Annotated in this window: 15 protein-coding genes, 1 tRNA gene and 1 pseudogene; 6 read left to right on the top strand and 11 right to left on the bottom strand. The window is 52.4% G+C overall.

From position 1 onward, the window contains the following. Positions 1 to 134: 134 nt before the first annotated feature. The 4 genes from ACW9SV_RS02665 to ACW9SV_RS02650 all read right to left on the bottom strand — a co-directional run bounded on the left by ACW9SV_RS02665 (position 135) and on the right by ACW9SV_RS02650 (position 7,202). Complete coding sequence (locus tag ACW9SV_RS02665) at positions 135 to 3,167, bottom strand: choice-of-anchor I family protein (RefSeq protein ID WP_479555190.1); 3,033 nt, start codon at positions 3,165 to 3,167, stop codon at positions 135 to 137. A gap of 365 nt (positions 3,168 to 3,532) precedes the next feature. Next, positions 3,533 to 4,081, bottom strand: a complete 549-nt coding sequence (locus tag ACW9SV_RS02660; RefSeq protein ID WP_479555189.1) for a Riean_0653 family protein — start codon at positions 4,079 to 4,081, stop codon at positions 3,533 to 3,535. Between the two features lie 139 nt (positions 4,082 to 4,220). Beyond that, positions 4,221 to 5,702, bottom strand: coding sequence for a carbohydrate-binding protein (locus ACW9SV_RS02655; protein WP_479555188.1), 1,482 nt, complete (start codon positions 5,700 to 5,702; stop codon positions 4,221 to 4,223). 603 nt (positions 5,703 to 6,305) lie between these two features. Then, a complete protein-coding gene (locus ACW9SV_RS02650) occupies positions 6,306 to 7,202 on the bottom strand; it encodes a helix-turn-helix domain-containing protein (RefSeq protein WP_479555187.1) in 897 nt (298 codons plus the stop codon). A 311-nt stretch (positions 7,203 to 7,513) separates the two neighbouring features. Here ACW9SV_RS02650 and ACW9SV_RS02645 point away from each other — a divergent pair. Then, positions 7,514 to 7,951 (top strand): annotated as a pseudogene (locus ACW9SV_RS02645) (alcohol dehydrogenase catalytic domain-containing protein); the annotation flags it as partial. 15 nt (positions 7,952 to 7,966) lie between these two features. Continuing rightward, complete coding sequence (locus tag ACW9SV_RS02640) at positions 7,967 to 8,581, top strand: NAD(P)-dependent alcohol dehydrogenase (protein ID WP_479556505.1); 615 nt, start codon at positions 7,967 to 7,969, stop codon at positions 8,579 to 8,581. Positions 8,582 to 8,708: 127 nt separating this feature from the next. Here the strand turns inward: ACW9SV_RS02640 and ACW9SV_RS02635 are convergent, their stop codons facing one another. The 4 genes from ACW9SV_RS02635 to ACW9SV_RS02620 all read right to left on the bottom strand — a co-directional run bounded on the left by ACW9SV_RS02635 (position 8,709) and on the right by ACW9SV_RS02620 (position 13,519). Further along, positions 8,709 to 9,722: an LLM class flavin-dependent oxidoreductase gene (locus tag ACW9SV_RS02635; protein WP_479555186.1), complete on the bottom strand. Its 1,014-nt coding sequence runs from the start codon at positions 9,720 to 9,722 to the stop codon at positions 8,709 to 8,711. 145 nt (positions 9,723 to 9,867) lie between these two features. Further along, the gene (locus ACW9SV_RS02630; protein ID WP_479555185.1) at positions 9,868 to 11,193 is read right to left on the bottom strand and encodes an NtaA/DmoA family FMN-dependent monooxygenase; all 1,326 of its coding nucleotides are present in this window, start codon (positions 11,191 to 11,193) and stop codon (positions 9,868 to 9,870) included. Positions 11,194 to 11,268: 75 nt separating this feature from the next. Further along, on the bottom strand, positions 11,269 to 12,357 hold the full coding sequence (locus ACW9SV_RS02625; protein ID WP_479555184.1) for an LLM class flavin-dependent oxidoreductase: 1,089 nt from the start codon (positions 12,355 to 12,357) through the stop codon (positions 11,269 to 11,271). 16 nt (positions 12,358 to 12,373) lie between these two features. Beyond that, positions 12,374 to 13,519 (bottom strand): NtaA/DmoA family FMN-dependent monooxygenase, encoded by a 1,146-nt coding sequence (locus tag ACW9SV_RS02620; protein WP_479555183.1) that lies wholly within the window; start codon positions 13,517 to 13,519, stop codon positions 12,374 to 12,376. A gap of 206 nt (positions 13,520 to 13,725) precedes the next feature. Here ACW9SV_RS02620 and ACW9SV_RS02615 point away from each other — a divergent pair, with 206 nt between their 5' ends. Beyond that, positions 13,726 to 14,076, top strand: a complete 351-nt coding sequence (locus tag ACW9SV_RS02615) for a winged helix-turn-helix transcriptional regulator (RefSeq protein ID WP_479555182.1) — start codon at positions 13,726 to 13,728, stop codon at positions 14,074 to 14,076. Between the two features lie 653 nt (positions 14,077 to 14,729). Here ACW9SV_RS02615 and ACW9SV_RS02610 read toward each other — a convergent pair. After that, positions 14,730 to 14,803 (bottom strand) — tRNA-Arg (locus ACW9SV_RS02610). 77 nt (positions 14,804 to 14,880) lie between these two features. Then, on the bottom strand, positions 14,881 to 15,576 hold the full coding sequence (locus tag ACW9SV_RS02605) for a TVP38/TMEM64 family protein (protein ID WP_479555181.1): 696 nt from the start codon (positions 15,574 to 15,576) through the stop codon (positions 14,881 to 14,883). 127 nt (positions 15,577 to 15,703) lie between these two features. On the opposite strand from ACW9SV_RS02605, the gene ACW9SV_RS02600 reads away from it, so the two are divergent. The 3 genes from ACW9SV_RS02600 (at position 15,704) to ACW9SV_RS02590 (ending at position 18,515) form a co-directional block, all read left to right on the top strand. Beyond that, positions 15,704 to 16,843 carry a cystathionine gamma-synthase gene (locus ACW9SV_RS02600; RefSeq protein ID WP_479555180.1) on the top strand — a complete coding sequence of 380 codons (1,140 nt, stop codon included), beginning with the start codon at positions 15,704 to 15,706 and terminating at the stop codon, positions 16,841 to 16,843. 390 nt (positions 16,844 to 17,233) lie between these two features. Further along, on the top strand, positions 17,234 to 17,917 hold the full coding sequence (locus ACW9SV_RS02595) for a hypothetical protein (RefSeq protein WP_479555179.1): 684 nt from the start codon (positions 17,234 to 17,236) through the stop codon (positions 17,915 to 17,917). Between the two features lie 166 nt (positions 17,918 to 18,083). Then, the gene (locus tag ACW9SV_RS02590; RefSeq protein WP_479555178.1) at positions 18,084 to 18,515 is read left to right on the top strand and encodes a nuclear transport factor 2 family protein; all 432 of its coding nucleotides are present in this window, start codon (positions 18,084 to 18,086) and stop codon (positions 18,513 to 18,515) included. Between the two features lie 96 nt (positions 18,516 to 18,611). Here ACW9SV_RS02590 and bglX read toward each other — a convergent pair whose 3' ends face one another. Further along, positions 18,612 to 20,873, bottom strand: coding sequence for a beta-glucosidase BglX (gene bglX, locus ACW9SV_RS02585; RefSeq protein WP_479555177.1), 2,262 nt, complete (start codon positions 20,871 to 20,873; stop codon positions 18,612 to 18,614). Positions 20,874 to 20,877 lie beyond the last annotated feature (4 nt).

The following is a 20,877-nucleotide window of genomic DNA, read 5'->3' as shown; positions in this document are numbered from 1 at the left end:
GAGCATCCTGGAAACGGCCCCGCTCAAAAGGAACCGGAGTTTTGATCAGCCTGCAAAAAACCAAAAACAAAAAACACCACAAGAACAGAAGCAGGCTTCTGTTCTTGTGGTGTTGATGCGAAGGAGTGTTCCTCTTACTTGATAATCAAACGACGAACTTCTCCTTTTTCTGTCTTCACAAAGTAAAGGCCTTTGGCGTAGCCGGAGACATCAAGGGTTTGCACCCCGGTGCCCGCGTAGATCTTACGTCCGAGCCCGTCCAGCACTTCTACATTAGCTTTTTTGCTGAGGTGGACTTTAGACCCATTGGTAGGGTTTGGATAAAGATTTAACTCTTCTTTAGAACCAGCTTCTGGCTCCAGGGCCGTAAGGGTATTCTGGATTTTGTACACCGACACGGAACCGCTTAGTTCGTTAGCCACCAGAACGTAGAACCTGCCATCGGGGCTTTCGCCGCGGTCTACGAAGAATACTCCCTCCGGTCCGTGGTCTCCGGCAAAGGTGGTGAGACTGCGGTTGTTTTGGTAGTCTACAAATTGCGGGTTAGCAGGGTCAGTGATGTTATACACCATCAGGCCACCTACCCGCTCCAGCGCCACAAAGGCATACGTCTTGCCTTCAATGGAAGCTACGGCTACTCCTTCCGGCTCGGGGCCTTTCGCGCGGCTACGGGTCTTGAAGCCATTGCCTTCGTTGTCGGCGTTGAAGAGCGGAGAGATTGCAGGGTCTTTTGAAGTAAACAGCTCAAAAGCGTCACCACTGTCATATACCAACGCTTTTGTGGCGGCATTCCAGATAGAGAAAGACCGTGAACCCAACATGTAAAGCTCATCAAAGTCTCCGTCACCGTCGGTGTCGCCCTGCAGGTTAGAGATGCGCAGTCGGCCCAGGTTGTGGCTTTCTTTCAAGACCGCCGCGTTGGGGAAAGCTGTTGGGTCCAGATTAGCTGCCCCTACGGTGGTGCGCTCGTTCAAGCCGGCGTATTCTTTCTCGTCTCCCTCGTTGGCAGTGACCAGGTAGGTGGTGGTACCCACGGTGTAGTTCGCCACAGCGTCAGGAATATAAAAAGACTTGATTGGCCAGTTGGCTAGCAGCACTTGGTTGTTATTGTCAGAGGCATCGAAGCCGTTCCCCATGACTCCCATGTTTTTGGTGCCCAATGGCCATATGGCGGTAATGGTGTTGTTCTCCAGGTTCACTTCGGCAATGGCGTTGTTTTCCTGAAGGGTGACCCATGCCCTGCGGGAATCAGGGGCGACGGTGACATACTCGGGTTCAAAGTCTTGGGATAGGGTGCTGGAAGTTTTCGTCTTGCGCACGCCAGAGGCCAGCAGCTGGGCTTCCTGGCTGTTGAAAGCATCAAAGAGCAGCGTTGTCACTTTGGATTGTTCTACTGCGGCCACACCACCGGAGATATCAATGATGCTGATGGAGCCTTCGGGGTCCACCGTATACGCGTCGTTGGGCTGCCCTTCATTTGCCGTCAAGATTTTAGAGCCGTCAGGGGAAAAGGTGATCATATCGGGCAGCGCCCCCACCGTTACCTGCTTCCTGAAGTTTCCATCGGTATCAAATAAAACCACGGAGCCGTTGAGTTGCTCGTTGGCGTTGGGGGAAGCCACGGCCACTACTCCATTTTTCACCGCAACGCTGGTGATGCCCCCATACGGGTTCATATCGATGGACTTTATCAGACGGATGTCAGCGGGGTTTGAGAAATCAGCGATATCCAGACGGCCTTGCACCGCACTGGTCATGAATAGTCGCTGTGAGGCCCGGTCATGCACCACGATCTCGGTGGTACTACCCTCGGCGGTATTAGGGGTGAAACTTGCCACGTGCCCCAACTGGATCTCCCGGCTAGGCTGCGGCGCCTGACGGTCATTGTCTTTGATGTACAGGGTGATAAACGGGTTGCCAGAGATGCTGACACCACTGGGGCTTTCCAGGTTCAGGACCACATACTCGTCCTGCTCGGCTAGTGCGTCATCTGTTATGGGAATAGTGACGGTCTGGGTGGCCGCACTGTTGCCGGTAAAGGTGATGGTCTGGGTGGCATAGGTGAAATCAGCTGCGGAAGCCGTGCTAAACGGGGTTGGTTTCACCACCACTTGCACGGTGGCATCCGAAGGGTTCACCAAGGTTAAGTCTACCCTGAGCGGGCCTCCATTCTCAGACACGGTCATAAACCGCTCCTTCCAGGCAATACTTGTGGAATAAGTGAAATTGAAGGTGTAGGCACTGAACATCGATCTTTGCTCTAAATCCTTGACGCCGTTCACCACTAAGGAGTAAGGAGCGCCCGAGGTAAACGGGGTAGTAAACGTTAAGGTGACCTTCTTTTTGTCTTCGCTCAGAACGGCCTGCTGCAGTCCTGCAATGCCCGTGTAATTGGCTAGGTTAATAGCAGACGCTTGCTCCAGCTCTCGGTTAAAAGTAAGCTGTAGCGAAGTGTTACTAACAGTGGTGGCCCCTGAAACGGCGGGTGGACCTGGGAAAGCCCAGTTAGGCCAAGCTTGGGCGGCGGTTCCTGAACCTATCCCCACCCAATTGGCAGGGTTGAGAACTGCCTGGCGTATCTGCGCCGCAGTGCCGGTCTGAGAACCGTTATAATAGGCATTAACCGTGTTCCCCCCTGTGTTACCAGGAGCAGTGCTCAGGTTAATGGAGGTGGTGCCGTCTGTTAGTGTGGAGGGCCGTAAGGAATTGCTGCCACTGCAGCTTGTATTAGCGGTAACCCAGTTGTTAGAGCTAAGGGCAGTGATGTAGCTGGGGGCTTCCGCGGTGCCGGTGTAGATCAAAACCTGGTCTCCGCTGGAACTCAGTCCGAAGCCAGAGCCAGCTAATGTTCCTAGGCTAACGCTGGGCACATCATTCTGAATCTTGATGATGGTTCCTGCTGCCACTCCAGACGTGGGGGCCGTCCAGGTAAGTCCTCCTGCGCACTGGGGTTGAGCATTGGAGGTGAACTTGGCATCTGTCAAGTGGAGGGTGGTGCCCGGCAGGATATTCACCAGCGGCAGGAGGGCGATCTCATCTCCGGCATTGGTGGCGTTCATGCGGTATCCTACAATCACGATGTCGCCTGCCTGGAACTGGGTCTGCGCGGAGGCTATCTGGATCAGCAGCGCTAACAGCGCCATGATAATCAGTAATTTTCTTCCCATAGATATGTGGTAAAGGTGAAAGGTTAGATGCAACCAAGGTACCCTGTGCACATTATGGGAATGTTGCCTATTGATTATCAATAAGTAAAATAGTGGTTAGCCAAATATATAGGTATGAAGAAACCACTTGCAAAAGAAAGGAAGCTGCTTCAGGCCGAAAAGTATCCTTTTCATAGTCCCTTTACATTTCGCCCTACTCATGTGAGTTTGACGGGGATGTAGACAATTGTCTGCGGGAGCTAAAAAATGAGAAGGGGACATTCAACAAACGCGACAAGCATTTCTGCAAATCCAAACAGCCCTGGGGGAATAAACCGGTGTGTTGGGTGGGGTAGGTCGTAGGTGTAGGACGTGAGTGTTCAGATTCACTGGTATTTCACATCGAAGCGGCCGGCGGTCACTTCCACATACTCGGTGGCGCTGCCTTCCAGGGGCGCACGGAAAGAGAAGATGCCGGAGATGACCTTGTTCAGGGTGTCATGCTTGGTGACGGTGAGGGCTCCTGGATTAGTGGCGGAGGTCAGGAAACTTTTGGAAGTTCCCCTTACTGCCAAGTCGGTGTACCTCCCGAAACTGCCTAACTCCTCAAAACGGTTACCACCGGGCGTGAATTCTCCCAGCGCGTAGTTCCCTGGGCCGTTTACCCCCTGCACAATCAGTTCCAGCACTGATTTCTTCTTACCGGGCTGCTCTCCCCTGATGATGAAGGACATGTTTTCGTAATGTGCCTCCAAGCCGGTTCCGCCTCCAATGCAGGTCAGGCAGGAACTGCTCTGCCACACCTGTCCGTTTACCTTGGCAGCCATTATTCCAGCCCCGTTCTGGGTTGGGTCTGGCAGGCCGTCGTTGTCGTCGCAGGAAACGGTGGAGAACAGCAGCAGGGAGAGCAGGAGTATTCGGTATATACCTTTCATATAAAGGGAGTTAGGATCCAAATCCTGCAGATGGATGTGGGCTGGTTGCCCCATGAAACCTTCCTGAAGAGCATAGAATTGCGTCCAGCCACTTGTCCGCGCATTACTTTCCGGTCGAGCTCTCTTTTAGCTCCCCACCTCACGGATCGATCATCATCATGTCCTCGACGAGGACGCTCATCCTCGACGGGCTCATGTTCAGCTTGATCCAGTGGTGATTTTTGTCAGGGTAGTGGAAGGAAGGATATTTCCAGGACACGTTACCGCCCGGGTCTGATCTCAGCTGTCCATTGGTTTCGGACGTCAGCCTCCCGCCCCAGAGGCCCCGCACCGCGACCAGCACGCCCATTTGGTCCCAACTCGGCCGAAAATCGGGGCCGTGGTATCGACTTTTGGCGATTTCATACGCCTTGCGCACGGGATTGGAGTTGGATTTGGTGGCCAGGAGGCGATTTCCCGTCTTGACCTTGTCACCCACCTGGTTAGGCACAAACCAAGCCTCTCCCGGCCAATGGTTGATGACCCGTTGGGTGCTGGAGGCGGACAGTTTGTAGTTAAAGGAAGTTCCGGAAGAGCCGTCTTCGTAAATCCATCCTCCTGCGGCGACCAGCCTCTTCACTTTCCGCCGGACCAGATCCATGCCTCCAGAGGAAGCCATCAGGTTGTCTAGGTTGCGGAGCGGACCGATGGTCGCAATCACGACACTGTTATCCGGCTGTCGGGACAAGATTTGCTGATAGAGGGTTGTCGCGTTGGGTGCATTAACGAGATCGTGGGGGTAGTTGGCGGAAATCTGGCTGTACCAGCCGCCTGTCGGGAGAAGGGTATTATCCCTCAGAATCCCGATCGGGATATTCGGGAGTCCAAAATAGGTATTGATCGCATCGGTGGCTGGGGCGCTATACGGGTAAGACACCGTGACCATCATCGCGAGCACATTGACCTCGCCGGACCGGATCAGGCTGTGCAGAACGGCCAGGGCCCCCGCATCGTCAGAGTCGTTGAAGATATCCAGGTCCAGGATCAGGTTCACTTTGCCGTTTGGCGGCGGTGGCGGCGGCGGAGGAGGATCATTGCTTACTTTTTTGAATTCGAAGAAATCGACATCAAAATATTCAGACTTGGTCTGGAACCGAAGCAGGTGCCGGCCCGCGCTCAGTTTCACGCGCTTGACGGAAGTGAGGGAGTAGCTTTGGTAGCTTCCCCGGTTGGGGACCTTGATATTCCCCATCCGGTTGACGCCGTCAATGTGCATCTGGAAGCTCTTGCCGGAAGCGGTGGTCGCGACGGATGCCGTGAAATCATAATCGCCGGCGGCCGCGACGTTGACCGTGTATTCCAGCCACTCGCCCTTCCGGATGGCGCTGATGTGATGGCCCGTGGTGTGGACGTTACGGGCGATGTCCACGTCCTCGCTCTTGCGATAGGCCTGGTCGCGGTTTCCGGGGGTCGTGTCGAAGTAAGCGACATTTTTGCCGCCGCGGTCAAAGTTCTCGCCTTCCACTCGGCCCGGAAGTTCAAGTGGAGCATCGAAGTAGGGCCTCTGCTGCGCCTTGGCGGCGAACGGATGAATGCCCAGGGCCAAGATGCTTAACGCAAGAAGTGACTTGAGTTTTGCCATAGTTCCCATGAGGATGAGCCGCTTGGTGGTGAAAATAAACGTTTCTAGGAACAGCCTGAAACTTTATTCTATTCTTCTCTGACGGTAAGGAGCTTTCCCTATTCCCTGAGTAATGCTTCCTAACCTAAAGCACCCCCGTTCCCCAGAATGGCCGGAGATACGCCCATGTTCTTAGGGGTTTAGATGGAAGAATTAGTGTCTTGTATAATAAAAGTACAAATAATTGCCCTATTTGCAATAAAAATGTTTAATTTATTGAGGTTAACTCGTTTACGCCTAACTTCTTCCAAGACAAATCACACCTATGGCCAGCTTTAGGAAAACCGGGTTCCTTTTTCTTTTGTTCATTCATAGCTTGTGAGCCGTTGACCAATCGGTGTCTTCCCTCACTCAGAATTAACTAAGGTATGTTATCCAGGTAGTTTACTGAGTCAGGCTTTTAACGGGTATATAAGCTAGTGGCTTGTATTTTATTAACATAACAGCTATTATGGACAAAACTCCTTCGTGTAAATAAGATTAGTTTCACGAAAGCTTCTTGGTTCCTTAAGGCTATCTGCCAAGGAAGGCAATGATTAGATTAATCAAGGCTGAATAGAACTGTCAATTCAGGTGCCTATACTCATTAGGGGTAAGCCCCGTTTTCTGCTTGAACAGCCTGGTGAAATGCTGTTGGTACTTGAATCCGAGCTCATTGGCCACCTCATTAATTGTCTTTGTACTGTCAAAAACCCGTGATTTAGCCTCATCGATCACCTTGGACTGGATATAATCCAGCGCCGTGGTCCCGGTTTCCTTCTTGATGAGGTCCCCGAAGTAGTTAGGGGACAGGTGCAGCCGGTCCGCGCAATAGGCCACGCTGGGCAGGCCCATTGTTTGGGCTTTGTCGGATCTGAAGTAATCCTCTAACAGGTTCTCAAACCGCACCAATATGTCCTTGTTGGCATTCGTCCTGGTGATGAACTGCCGGTCATAGAACCGTATGCAGTAGTTGAGGAGCAGTTCGATGTTGGAGACGATCAGCGTCTTGCTGTGCTTGTCTATGTTCTGCTCTATCTCCTCGGTTATCTTCTCCAGACTGCCCACGATTGTCTTTCTTTCCTTTTTTGAGAGGTGAAGCGCCTCGTTCACTTCGTAGGAAAAGAAGCTGTAGTCTTTGATGGCCCTTCCAAGGGACGTTCCCTTTATCAGGTCTGGGTGAAAGACCAGGGCGTAGCCGCTTGGTATGATCGCCACCCCCCCGCTGTCCGAGCCATACACCTGGCCTGGGGAGACGAAGACCAGCGTCCCATCCTCATGGTCGTAAGGCTGGCAGCCGTAGGTAAGGTTTCCGCACTTTATGTCCTTCATGAAAACGGCATACACCCCGAAATACGCCCTCATGTTGACTACCATGGGCGCCTCGTTGAACTTGACAACGCTTACCAGGGGATTTAGCGTCTCCGCGCCGACTGAGTCGTTGAATTGCCTGACAGTGTCGAATCTCTGCAATTGGTCCATGGCCTATAGTAGTATACCCCAGATGATTATCCCACAAATCTAGTGAACAACATGGTGTGTCCTCAGCGGTGAGGGCGGAATCAGTAAAACTGGTAAATAAATCCGTTTCCTGTATAAACCCAGTGCACACGCCCCTTCCGAAATTTGCATCACTAAAAGTGGTTAGGAGCCGTGACCGGTACCGCTGAGTTGTTTTTACCTGGTTTAACATCTACTGCTAACCAATCCAGAGAAGGGTAGGGGAAAGGCGCCGTTATAAACTGCTGGGCAGGGCCTAAGGTCTTTAGAATTCATCAAATCAAATTGTTACTATGGAAGTGAAAAACATCAAAGCATTTGGCGCCGAGGCGGCGGATGCACCCTTGAACCTGTTGAATATACAGCGGAGAAAACCGACGGCCCATGATGTGGAGATCGAGATACTTTACTGCGGGGTCTGTCATTCTGACCTTATCCTTGCACGGAGCGAATGGGGACCATCCATGTACCCTTGCGTGCCGGGCCATGAAATAGTAGGCAAAGTGAAGAGCGTGGGAGGCCACGTAGGCAAGTTCAAGGTCGGTGATCTGGTGGGCGTGGGATGTATGGTGGACTCCTGCCGGGAGTGCGAATACTGCCATGAGGGTCTAGAACAGTATTGCGTGCCGGGTGCGACTTTTACCTATAACTCGGAAGATAAATATTTGCCTGGCAATCCAACGTTCGGTGGTTATGCAGAGAGTATCGTAGTCGACGAGAAATATGTACTGCGCATACCGGAAAATATGGACCTTGCCGCCACCGCGCCTCTTCTTTGCGCGGGTATTTCCACCTACTCTCCGCTCCGTCATTGGAACGTGGGGCCTGGCAAGAAAGTGGGCATCGTGGGTATTGGCGGCCTGGGGCACATGGGTATTAAGATTGCCAAAGCAATGGGAGCCCGGGTAGTCGCGTTCACCACATCCGAAAGCAAATTTGCCGAAGCAAAGCGTTTAGGCGCAGATGAGGTAGTGCTGTCGAAAGACCCTGAGCAGATGGCAGCTTACCGGGGCAAGCTGCATTTCATTCTGGATGCGGTCTCCGCTGAGCATGATGTAAACGCGTACCTATCCTTGCTTCGGGTAGATGGCTCACTGTCATTGGTCGGGGCACCGGCGCAGCCGCTCCCGATCTCGGCATTCAGCGTCATTGCGGGCCGAAAAAGCTTTGCAGGTTCTTCTATCGGAGGTATTGCCGAGACACAGGAAATGCTCGACTTCTGTGCCGAGCATAACATTACCGCGGATATTGAGATGATTGACATTCAAAACATTAACGAAGCCTATGAACGCATGCTGAAAGGTGAGGTGAAATACCGCTTCGTCATTGACATGGCGTCCTTGAAAGGTAGCACCATTTAGTAATCATTTAGCTTGCTTAAGCCTCATATAGTACAAGTGCTTAAGTTAGGTCAGGGTATCTAGGGGATTGGGCGTGGCCAGGAAGGTCACGCCCAATTTTATTCAAAAATGTAATTTTCTCCTCTTTTTATCTTCCTTCATTTAACTCTGCCATAATCTCTGCAAACAGCCTTGCGGATTTTATGCGGGATTCATGGCTGTACATGGTGGATACGGCTATAAGCTCGTTTACCTGGGTTTGGCCGAGAAACGCTTCCACCTGTTTTTTCACCGTCTCCTTGCTGCCGACAAAGGAATACTTCAGCATCTGGTGCAGGGAAGGATGCTGGAACATCTCCCTCAGGTCCTCGGTATATTCTGTAGGCGGATGCAGTGGATCCTTGGCACCTGTGAACACACCCACAAACATCCTGATCAGGCTGGTGAATAGCCTTTCGGCCTCCTCGTCGGTGTCTGCGATATAGACATTTACCCCTGCCATGGTATAGGGCCGTTCTAAGGATTCAGATGGCTGGAACTCCCGGCGGTAGATCTCCAAAGCCGGTAGCAGGTGAGTGGAGGCGAAGTGGCTGGCAAATGCGTAAGGCAGTCCCTTCTTTGCCGCCAAGTGGGCGCTGTCCGTGCTAGACCCCAGAATGTAGAGCGGCACGCCTGTGCCTTCCGCCACACTGGCCCTGACAGTTGCCTTGTTGTTTTCCAGGGAGAAGTACTGTTGGATTCTGGCCACCTCCTGGGGAAACCGTTGCGCCAGCTGCATGAAATCCGACCGTATGGCCTGGGCTGTCGCCTGGTCAGTGCCGGGTGCTCTGCCAAGGCCCAGATCGATGCGGCCCGGGTACAGATGGGCCAGGGTGCCAAACTGCTCCGCCACAATCAAAGGGGAGTGGTTGGGCAGCATGATGCCCCCCGAGCCGACCCTGATGGAAGTGGTGTTTTCGGCCACGTACCCGATGAGCAGGGAAGTGGCGCTGCTGGCGATGCTGTCTGAGTTGTGGTGCTCGGCAAACCAGATGCGCTTATAGTTATTTGCCTCCGCCTCTTTCGCCAGTGCTAATGAATCGTTCAGGGTCTGCTTGATGGTGTTCCCTTGGGAGACGATGGCTAGCTCTAAAATGGAGTAGGCTGTTTTATTATTTTCCATGTTGTTTTATTAACTCTTAAGCAATTGTCACCTGGCTCTTCTTTTAAATGCCGCAAAAACAATCGCGCGCGGACCTTTGGAGCTGGTAATCAATAGTAAAAACCATTTTGCTTTATATTGGTCCTATCCGATTCAGGTGAGGCTTTTAGTTTTTAAAAATACGGGGGTCAATGCCATACTGATCCGGCACCCCCAGGTTCTTCCGCAAGGTTTTCCCTTCATACTCCCGGTGGAACAAACCACGCTCCTGCAGAATTGGGACCACTTCATTCACAAAGGCGTCAATTCCATCATCGTAGACATCGGGTAAAATCCAGAACCCATCCGCAGCTCCTGCCTCAAACCAAGCTTGCATGTGATCGGCTGCCTCCACGCCCGGACCAACGATGGACGGATGGTAATCAATTACCCCGTGCGCAATGATGTCCCGCAGGCTCCAGCCTTCTTTTGCGATTTTAAGTGCATTGGTCGACCGGGGATCGTAAGGGGATGGGCGGGCAGCACTAAGCTGTTCTTTGGTGAGCGGTTTGTCTAGTTGATTGATGTCTAGTCGTATACCCAACATACTTTGCAGGTACGCAACCCTTTGCGGAAACTCTCTCTCCTTCATCTGGATTATACGGTCCAGGGCGGTACGTCTGTCTTTGGCAATCGTGGTCATGACACCCGCAAAGAATTTGATCTCGTCAGGGTCACGCCCGTGCCGTTTTGCCGCCGCCCTGAATGCATTGCGCTGGGCGATGGCATCCTCGATGGTAAATACCGCCCCAATGACCACATTGGCAAAACGACCTGCCAATTCGTGGGCATTGGGACTTCCCCCGGCGTGAACGATGATCGGCTGGCCCTGCTCCGATGGCGGGGTGTACAGTGGTCCGCGGGAGCCGACATACTTGCCTTGCAGGTTAATGGGAAGAACCTGACCCTTTTTCGTGAACTCACCGGTTTCTTGGTTGTGCACCCAAGCGTCTCTTCCCCAGCTGCCCCAAAGTGCCTGAACCAATTGGACCGCCTCGTGGGCACGACCATAGCGTTCCTCGCTTGATGGTATTGTCACCCCATAATTTGCGGCTGCATCATTCGTGCTTGATGTAACGGCGTTCCAACCCGCCCGGCCGTGGCTCATCACATCCAGGGCCTTGAATTGCCTTGCCAGGTTGTAGGGCTCGTTGAAAGTGGTAGAACCTGTGGCGAGTAAGCCTATATGTTTTGTCTCCCGGGCGATAGCCCCCAGGGTAAGCATTACGTCAAGGGTCAGTACCGGGGGCACGTTCTCAATATCTTCTAATCTGCCGAACCCGTCAGGCAAAAAGATAAAGTGTAATTTGCCGCGTTCAGCCGCCTGCGCGTGTTTTACCATCACGTCAAAATCCGTATAACTTTTGGGGTCTACTCCCGGCATACGCCAGGCTGCCTGCTGTGACCCGTAGCCACCTCCATAGGAAAGACCGATAAGCATTTTTTTATCCATATAAATAACGGTTTGTCTGGTAGGTAAGGGAAGCGGTAAACTTCCTTAACCATACCGTGGCTGATTTTTTGTCTGTCAGGTAGTTTCAGTCGAGCTGGTAGCGATGCGGGGGTCGAGCCCGTACTGCGGTGGCAGTCCCAAGTGATCGCGGAGGGTCTTTCCCTCGTAGCCGTCGTGGAAGAGGCCGCGTTCGCGAAGAATCGGGACTACGCGATCGACGAAATCTGCAATCTCGGTATGGAAGTCGTCAAAGTTCATCACGAATCCGTCAGCTGCCCCGGCTTCAAACCATTCCTGGAGGTAGTCGGCGGCCTGCTCGGGAGTGAAGCCGGTGAAGGGGGCAAATACAACGTACTTGATTTCCTCGGGGTCCCGGCCGGCCTGTGCTGCTGCCTCCCGCACGGTGTGGCGTATGGCTCGGTTTTGTTCTATGTAGGATGGCATTCCGATGACGAGGTTGGCGTACATGCCGGCCGCTTGCAGGCCGTAGCCGCTGCTGGCGGGCATGACAATGACCGGCTGGCCCTGCTCGGAAGGTGGGACGGGAAGGGGCCCGCGTGCTCCGACGTGCTTTCCTTGCAGGTTGACCGGTCGGATATGGGCCGGGTTGGCGAACATCCCGGCTTGGTCGGGCTGGCCCGCCTCGTACCCCCAGCTTCCCCAGAGCGCCTGCACGATCTGCACCACTTCATGGAGACGCTCGTACTTTTTCTCCCGGGGCGGCAGGGTCTTGCCGAAGTTCGCGAAGGCCTCGGGTTCGTAGCTCGGCACGGCGTTCCATCCGGCCCGGCCCCTGCTGATGACATCCAGTGCCTTGAGCTGACGGGCCAGCAGGTAGGGCTCGGTGAAGGAGGTGGACGCCGTGCCGATCAGTCCGATCCGTTCGGTCGCCTGGGCCACCGCCGAAAGGGTGATGATCGGGTCCATGTTGAACACAGGCGCTGACGTGGCCAGGTTTCCGTGCATGTAGAGACGGTCGGGCAGGAAGACGAACTGTATCCCGCCTCGTTCCGCTGTCCGTACCTGCTCCACCGTGGCATCGATGTTCGTGTAGGATCCGGGGTCCACGTGCGGCATCCGCCAGGTGGTGGGGTTATTACCAAAGTTGTTCCCCAGGACCACGCCCAAGATCATGTGCTTGTTCTCCTTCTTTATATTATTCATTCGATAATCCTTCTTTTTAAATCTTGCAGCCTGCTGAGTAAATTTCTCTGAAACCTGGCTTGGGCAACTCCAGATTTCCCCTTAATGTATCAGCTTCATACTCCGTCCGGAAGATGCCGCGTTCCTGCAGAATAGGCACTACCAGCTCTACAAAGTCCTTCAGGCCATGGGGATGGTCCTGGCGGAGTATCAGCATATCCATGGCCCCCTGTGCATGCCATTGCTGCACCAGATCCGCGATTTTCTCGGCGGAGCCCATAAATTGGGGACGGGGAAGACTGTTTTGGGGAGTGAACCGCAGCAGTTCCAGGTATTTATTAAAAGCTTCCTCTTCTGTCCTGCCCACGATTGGGTTCTGTGAGACGGCCACAATGAAATCCTCCGGCTTTCTATCCTTTTCAACCAACCTGCGCCTTACGTCGTCCGCCATTCCTACCATCTCCTGCAACGTATTGCCATGGGTGAATACTCCGTCTGTATAGCTGGTGGCGTGGTCAAATAAGGTAGCTGACATGCCTGCCGTGTAGAGCACCGGCCGGCCCTGCACGGAACGGCTGATATTCAAGGGCCCATCCACCGAGAAATATTTCCCCCTGTAATCAATGGTATGCATTTTACGGTGATTCAGGTAGACGCCACTCTTCTTATCCCGAATAAAGGCGTCGTCCTCATAGGTATCCCACAGTCCCAGCAATATCTCCAAGAACTCTTTCTGCATGGGGTATTGGTCCTTCTTGCCTAAGTGACCACGGCTGAAATTGACCATCCCGCCTGGGTTTGAGGTAATGGCATTCAAAGACGCACGGCCTTTGCTTATTTTATCCAACGACAGGATCTGCCGGGCAACGCTGTAAGGATCGGCGTAGGAAGTAGAGACAGTGGCCGAAAGCCCTATCTTCTTCGTGTGCATGCTAAGGGCCGACATGACAGAAACCCCCTCGAACATACTCAGGTAATGCGGAATATTGCCAGGGCCCACATGGCTCACATCAATCAAAAAGAGCGTATCAAACTTTGCCGCTTCGGCCAGCTTTGCCTGCTGTATGTAGAAATCGATATTCTCACTAGAGTCGGCCGGAATATCGGGATGCTGCCAGCCTACAAAGTTCCATCCCGGGCCCTCAATGATGGCGGCCAGCTTTAATTTTTTCTTATTCTCCATTTTAGTAATTGGCAATGGCTATTTCCACCCATGCAGGTACTTCACTATGGGTGGGTAAGACAATCAGATCTTTTCTGATTGTCCAGGTTTGGTCCCCTTTGAAGAGTTGGGCATCAGCTTGATAACCTGTTGCAAAATTACCGAAGTTTACTTTCCTTTGTATAGTACTTTCCTAAAGGAAAGCGGAATACTTTGCAAACAGACAAATGGCAGTAAAGAAAGCATGCAGTGATTGCCTCAGCACGGTATTGCCGGTGCGGGATGCGCTGGACGTGATCAACGGCAAATGGAAGCTCTCCATCATCATCTCCTTAGGGGCTGGCAACGAGCGTTTCACTGATATCCAAGAGAGTATCCCTGGTATCACCCCCAAGGTTTTGGCCAAGGAACTGAAAGAACTTGAGCAGCACCAACTAATCAAGAGAGTTATCATAGAGGATTACCCGATAAAGATCACCTATAGGCTGGAAGCCTACGCGGACACATTAAGCCCTATCATCTATGCCTTAAAAGATTGGGGGCTGAACCACCGCAAGAGGATTTTCAGCAAGGCATAATCTAATAGCTTAGATAGCCAACTCTCGAATCGTATCTGTAGGATGTGTGTATGGAAAGGTATGCGTGAGATACTGCAACCTGGCAGGTTATTAGGCTGGTTTCTGGGTAAGTGAGCACCACTTAGGTAATTGACCAAGTATTTCACTTCAAAATAATTCTTGCTTCAACTATTGCCTAAATACCTTGTCTGCGCAGGTTCTGGTGCTTACTTCACTTCTAGCATATGTCAGAATGGAAGTACTTCATAGAAGTGACACAAAGTGATTTCGACGAGTTGGTGGGTTGGGAGACTATCAAAGAGAGTGGCCATTCACGTTTACCGGAAAGTGGTGCTACAAATAACGCTCTCGAGGGGGCGCACTTCTTGCAATATTGAACTCGCCCAAAGAAGCAACCCGGTCAATACGGACCCACCCGGTCTGACCCTAAGCGTTTCAATCGTGAAACTATACCCCCACCTAGCAAATACAAGCTGCCGGGGCATAGCCCTATGCTGCGTATTAAGGGAAGGTGCGCAGAAAATTACGCACCCTAAGACATAGCTTCTTAAGGGATAAAATGCAGCAGAGAAGCAAAAGTTGTACGTATATGTACGTATTAAAAGAAAACAGCCTGTAAAACATTGTCTTACAGGCTGTTTAAAATAACTGTGTGGTCGCGTAGGGAGTCGAACCCCAAACCTTCTGATTCGTAGTCAGATGCTCTATCCAGTTGAGCTACGTGACCAGTTATTTAGTGATGCAAAGGTAGGTGCTTTTACAGTGTCGCGCAAGTACTAAGGTGAAAAAAACTTTAAAAAAATGCTATCTGCTTCTGTGTAAGGCTTTTTTAATGGCGCGGTTGAGCAGGAAATAGAGCCCTCCTAGGGAAATCACCACCAAAGCCCCCAGCAAAAGCTTACCCATGGTGCCGGCATTAGGGTCTTTCAAGAGTGCTAGCAGGTCCTGCGCTTGGGTGCCCACCCAAAAGAAAAACAACGTGCGTGGCAACATGCCGGCCATACTGGCCAGTAGAAACCGCCCTCGGGGTACTTGTACCAACGACAACACAAAGGTCATGAACGCAAAAGGCAGGACAGGGGAGATACGGGTCAGAATAATCAGACTCCAGCTGTGCTCCCGCAGTTCATCCATCACCCCTTCGGCTTTTGGGAACTGGTGCAGGAAAGCCGTCATCTTTCCATGGTCAATGAGGCGGGCAACCGCGTAGCCAATCAGAGCGGCAACCCCGTACGAAATCACCACTCCTATAAAAGCACTCCAGCCGAAAAGAAAACCAGTGGCCAGGGCCACAAAGGTGGTGGGGGTAATGGCAAAGGCCATGAAGAGCGAAACCACCAGAAAATAGAGAACCAGCTGCAGGGGAGAAAGTGACTGGAGCAGCTCCTGGTTATGGTAGAGCCAGAGCGCCAGGCCTGAGCTGGCAACAACCGGAATGACCACCAGTAAAAGAGAATAAAGAAGCGTACCAGTATTTTGTTTCAGGAGTTTCTTCCACATAAGCGTCCGAATATCGGGTATTTTTAGGAAAGTACGGGTAAAACGCCCCCGGGGCTGCCCCAGGGGCTTGCTTGGAAACTTGAAGGCAATTTCTCTAACTTGCACCCATACCACCGTATAAGACTCTATGAAATTCGGAACCAAGACCATACACGCTGGCGTATCGCCAGATCCTACCACCGGCGCCATTATGACGCCCATTTACCAAACCTCTACCTACGTGCAGCGCTCACCCGGCGACCACAACGGCTATGAATATTCCCGTACCCACAACCCCACCCGTAGCGCCCTGCAAAGCGCCATCGCGGCGCTGGAAAACGGAAAGCATGGTTTGTGCTTTGCCTCGGGCATGGCAGCGACCGATTGCATCATCAAAATGCTGAAGCCCGGCGATGAAGTGATTGCCACCAATGACCTGTACGGCGGCACGTATCGCATCTTCACCAAGGTGTTCCAGGAGTATGGCATCAAGTTCCAGTTCGTGTCTATGGCCGAGATCAGCACCATAGAGCAATATGTAACCGAGAAAACCAAGATGGTGTGGGTGGAAACGCCTACCAACCCGTTGCTCAACATCATTGACATCAAAGGTGCTGCCGAGATCTGCAAAAGACGTAACCTGCTGCTGGTGGTGGATAACACCTTCTCCACGCCGTACCTGCAAACCCCGCTGGATTTGGGTGCCGATATTGTCATGCACTCCCTAACCAAGTACATGGCCGGTCACTCAGACGTGGTGATGGGCGCCATTGTGGTGCAGGACGATGATCTTGCCGAACGCCTTGCGTTTCTTCAGAATGCCTGCGGGGGTACCCCTGGTCCGCAAGACTGCTTCCTAGTGCTGCGGGGCTTGAAAACCCTGCACGTTCGCATGCAACGTCATTGCGAGAACGGAAAAGCCGTGGCCGAGTACCTGCGCCAGCACCCTAAAGTAGGCAAGGTGTTCTGGCCTGGCTTTGAAAACCACCCGAACCACCAGATTGCCCGGGAGCAGATGCGCGATTTTGGGGGGATGATCTCGTTTGAGTTAAAAGAAGACCGGATTGAGGATGCCATTCAGGTACTGGAGAAACTGCATTATTTTGCCTTGGCGGAGTCTTTAGGCGGCGTGGAATCCCTCTGCGGACACCCGGCTACCATGACGCACGCCAGCATCCCACAGGTAGAGCGCCTCAAAGGCGGTCTGTCTGACTCGCTCATCCGCTTGAGCGTGGGCATTGAAGACGTGGAAGATCTTATTGCTGACCTGGAGCAGGCCATAGGCTAGACAGGGAAACTTATGATGAAAGCCCTGCCGAAATATCCCGGCAGGGCTTTTTGTTTCAGACGTGTTTTCAAGAAAGAAGCCCTGAAACAAAAAGGTAGGGGCAATTCCTTGTGGTTGCCCCTACTTACGGTAATACAGCAAAGGGCAATCAAAAGGGATTGCTTCTACAGTTTAGGGTTGAGCGGAAAATTATCCCAAAATAGAGAAAGCCGGTTTAAAGCCTAATTTCAGAAAAGAAGCGTTAAACGGCAGATAAAACATATTTCGCCTGTGGGCAATAACTTTCTAAAATACTACTGCGTTTTTAGAAGTGAATTCTGAGGCGGCTCGTGGGCTTCTTAGAATTCAATCTTAATCATGTTACTTACCCAATGGAAAGGAGCGAGACCCATGGTATTAGCGAATTGCCGGGCCCAGTTTACGGCGACCGATTTTGAGTTTGTGGCGCGGGTGTTATCCCGCAAGGGAAGTCAGGTGAGTTTAGTGGAGTTGTTAAGCGACCCCGAGTGCCGCGATGAAATGCTGGACAACGAGGATTTGGCCAAAGCCTTGTTGTCTAGGAAAGGGCAGGTCACCGTTTCTCCGCAGTTATATTTCTATGTGCTGGCCCGTACCGCCTTGCGCCGGCAGGGGATAGAAGACCGGGATCTGGCAGATTACATGGGCGCCTTGCTCTGGCGTTTTTCTACGGTGCAGCACATGCACTCCCCCCACGAGAAACTGCCCCATCAATTCCATTACATTGTAGAGATGCTAGAAGCCCTCGCTACCGCCTCAGCGGCCGAAGCCTTTCTGATACGGGTGCACATCGGGAATTACGCCCTTTTTCTATCGGGTATGTTCCGGGCTTGGATTGAGCGCCGTCAGCAGCGCGGGGCCCCAGATTTCTCCTTTTATGAAGAAGTGGGACGTACTAGTTTCCGGACCGCCGCTCACCATAAGCTGGCCTACCAATTGGAGCTAGCTCAAGTTTACGGCTTATTGGCCGAGGGTTTCAGAAATGCGCGCCTGGCTTTGAACGACCTGGCCCAGACCATCTGGAAAACCCAAGACAAACCGCCCTTTACCTTCTAAAGACTACTATACTCCGCCTTCTTGTTTTTAACATGATTTAGTCAAAACAGGAGTAAAGCGGGTTGCCAACTGGCTAAGTAAGCCTGTTTTGTGACCGATATCGGTATAAGCAATCTAGGAATTCAGTAGCTTTAGACGTGAACTGTCTTTCCAAACCGTTTCTGTCATGAAGAACCTTGTTATGCTTTCGCTTATTTGCCTGTTGGCTGGGGTTTTCACTGCCTCGGCCCAATCCAGAACCGATCAACAGGTAGCCGCGGCTGTGGAGCAGTGGAGAAAAGCGATGATTGCGGGTGAGCGGCAAGCGCTAGAGACGATCGTTTCTGAGACCTTGAGTTACGGCCACTCTAACGGGAAAGTTGAAGACAAAAAGGCTTTTGTAGAATCTGTGGTGAGCGGTGCTTCAGATTTCGTGACCATGGATCTGTCTGGTCAGAACATCTTGGTTAGCGGCAAAACAGCCATTGTGCGGCATCAACTTTCTGGCGAAACCAATGACAGTGGGAAGCCGGGTAGCGTAAAGTTGGGTGTAATGCAGGTGTGGCAAAAGCAGGGTGGTAACTGGAAACTTGTGGCCCGACAATCTTATAAGCTATAACCTTAAGGAATCAAGAACTCTTCATCAATAAAAACGCCCGCTGCAAAGCGGGCGTTTTTGGTCTTGTTTCAAAAAAGGAGCGGTAAAACGTCTTCCTTAAAGCGAAGTCAGGGTGAAAGGCAGTTCCTGTACGTCGCGGGAGTTTCCGCCTACCATCACTTTGAAGTCGCCAGGCTCAGCCCCGAAAGTCATGTCTTGGCGCCAGAAGGAAAGATCTTCTGTGTTCAGGGTGAAGGTTACGGTTTTCTTCTCGCCGGGGGCAAAGGAAAGCTTTTGGAACTTCTTCAATTGTTTCACGGGGCGGGCGGTGCTGCCCACCAGGTCTCTGATGTACAGCTGCACCACTTCCTCACCGGCTACTTTGCCCGTGTTGGTCACGTCTACTGTTACGGTCAAGGTCTCGTTGCCCGAGATGCTGCTCTTGTTCAGACGAGGCGTGCCGTAGCTGAAAGTAGTGTAGCTTAAACCGAAGCCAAACGGATACAGTGGTGTGTTCGGCACATCACGGTAGCGGGAACGGTACACGCGCTCGCTGCCGGGCTCAGTGTGGTTGCCTTCGTACATGCGGCCGGTGCTCTTGTGGTTGTAGTAAAGCGGCATCTGGCCCACAGCTCTGGGGAAGGAGAGAGGCAGCTTTCCGGCAGGGTTGTACTCTCCGTACAGCACGCTGGCAACGGCATTTCCGGCTTCTGATCCCAAAGACCAGGTGGCAAGAATGGCAGGGATGTTCTGGTCCAGCCAGGTCAACTCCAAGGCACGGCCGCTGCTCACCAGGGCAACTATCGGCTTGCCGGTTTTATGGATTTCTTTCACCAAGTCAAGCTGCACACCGGGTAAGCCAATATCAGCGCGGGAGGCGCCTTCGCCGTTCATCACGGCACTTTCGCCAATGGCCATGATCACCACATCTGCTTTCTGGGCAGCGGCCACTGCTTCGGCAAACATGGAGGTGGAATTTGTATACAGGTCACAGCCTTGGGCATAGGTTACCTCGGCGCCTTTGGCGTATTTCTTGATGCCTTCCAGGAAAGTCACGGCGTGTTGCTCCTCCCCGAAGAAAGACCAGGTGCCGTTCATGTCGGCTTTGTTGTTGCCTAGTGGCCCGATGACGGCAATTCTTTTCGCGTTGGCGGTAAGCGGCAGCACGTTGCCTTGGTTTTTCAGGAGTACGATGGATTTACGGGCCATGTCAAAAGCGGCGGCCAGGTTCTCTTTGGAGCGGATTTCCTTTTTCTCGCGCTTGGTGTCTGAGTATTGGTACGGTTTGTCAAAAAGCCCTAGTGTAAACTTAAGCCACAGCACCCGGCGCACCGATTCATCCAGTACTTTCTGGTCTAGTTTGCCGGTTTTCACCATCTCGGGGATGAAGCGCAGGTAGGCTTCGCCCATCATGTCTACATCGGTACCGGCCAGTAAAGCCTGTTGGGCGGCTTGCGCATGGTCTTTGGAGTAACCGTGGTTCACCATCTCGGTGATGTTCTGCCAGTCAGAGATGACAGCGCCTTTGAAGCCCCACTCTTTGCGCAGGATTTGCTGCATGGTGAACATGTTGCCAGTAGCTGGTACCCCGTTCAGTTCATTGAACGATGACATCAATGTAGCTGAACCAGCGTCCAAAGCGGCTTTGAACGGAGGAAGGTACACATCACGCAGAAGGTACTCAGACACATCGGTGGTGTTGTAATCCCGGCCTGCCTCAGCGGCTCCGTAGGCCACAAAGTGCTTCACGCAAGCAGCCATGGTGCGCGGGTCAGCCAGGTCTTTGCCCTGGAAACCTTTCACGCGGGCAGCGGCAATCAAAGAACCCAAATACGTGTCTTCGCCGGCGCCCTCAGCAGTGCGGCCCCAACGCGAGTCGCGGGTGATGTCTACCATGGGGGCGAAAGTGAGGTTGATGCCGCCAGCGGTTGATTCAATGGCCGCTACTCTTGACCCATTCTCAATAGCCGCTAGATCCCAGCTGGCAGATTCGCCTAGCGGAATCGGGAAAATGGTTTTAAACCCGTGGATGATATCGGCGCCAATCAGCAACGGAATGCCTAGTCGTGACTCTTTTACAGCTACTTTCTGTAATTGGCCAATATACTCAGCGCCATGGATGTTGAAGATACCGGTGATAGCACCTTTTTTGATCGCTTCGTTAAACTTGGAAGACTCAGTGGTCCGCATGGTGGGACCGGTGTTGAACGACTCGCCTACCACAAAATTAAGCTGACCTACTTTCTCTTCTAAGGTCATTTTGGCTAAAAGGTCTTCAATACGCTTCTCAACCGGCTCTTTCTTCTGCGCGTGGGTAGAAGACGTAAAGGTGAAAAAGGTAAGACTGAGTACTAGAATGGAGGTGGTAAACCTTTTCATGGGT

Source organism: Rufibacter sp. JT20002 (genome assembly GCF_056491185.1).
Note: the sequence above shows the minus strand (reverse complement) of the source record. Positions and strands in the feature narration are given on the sequence as shown.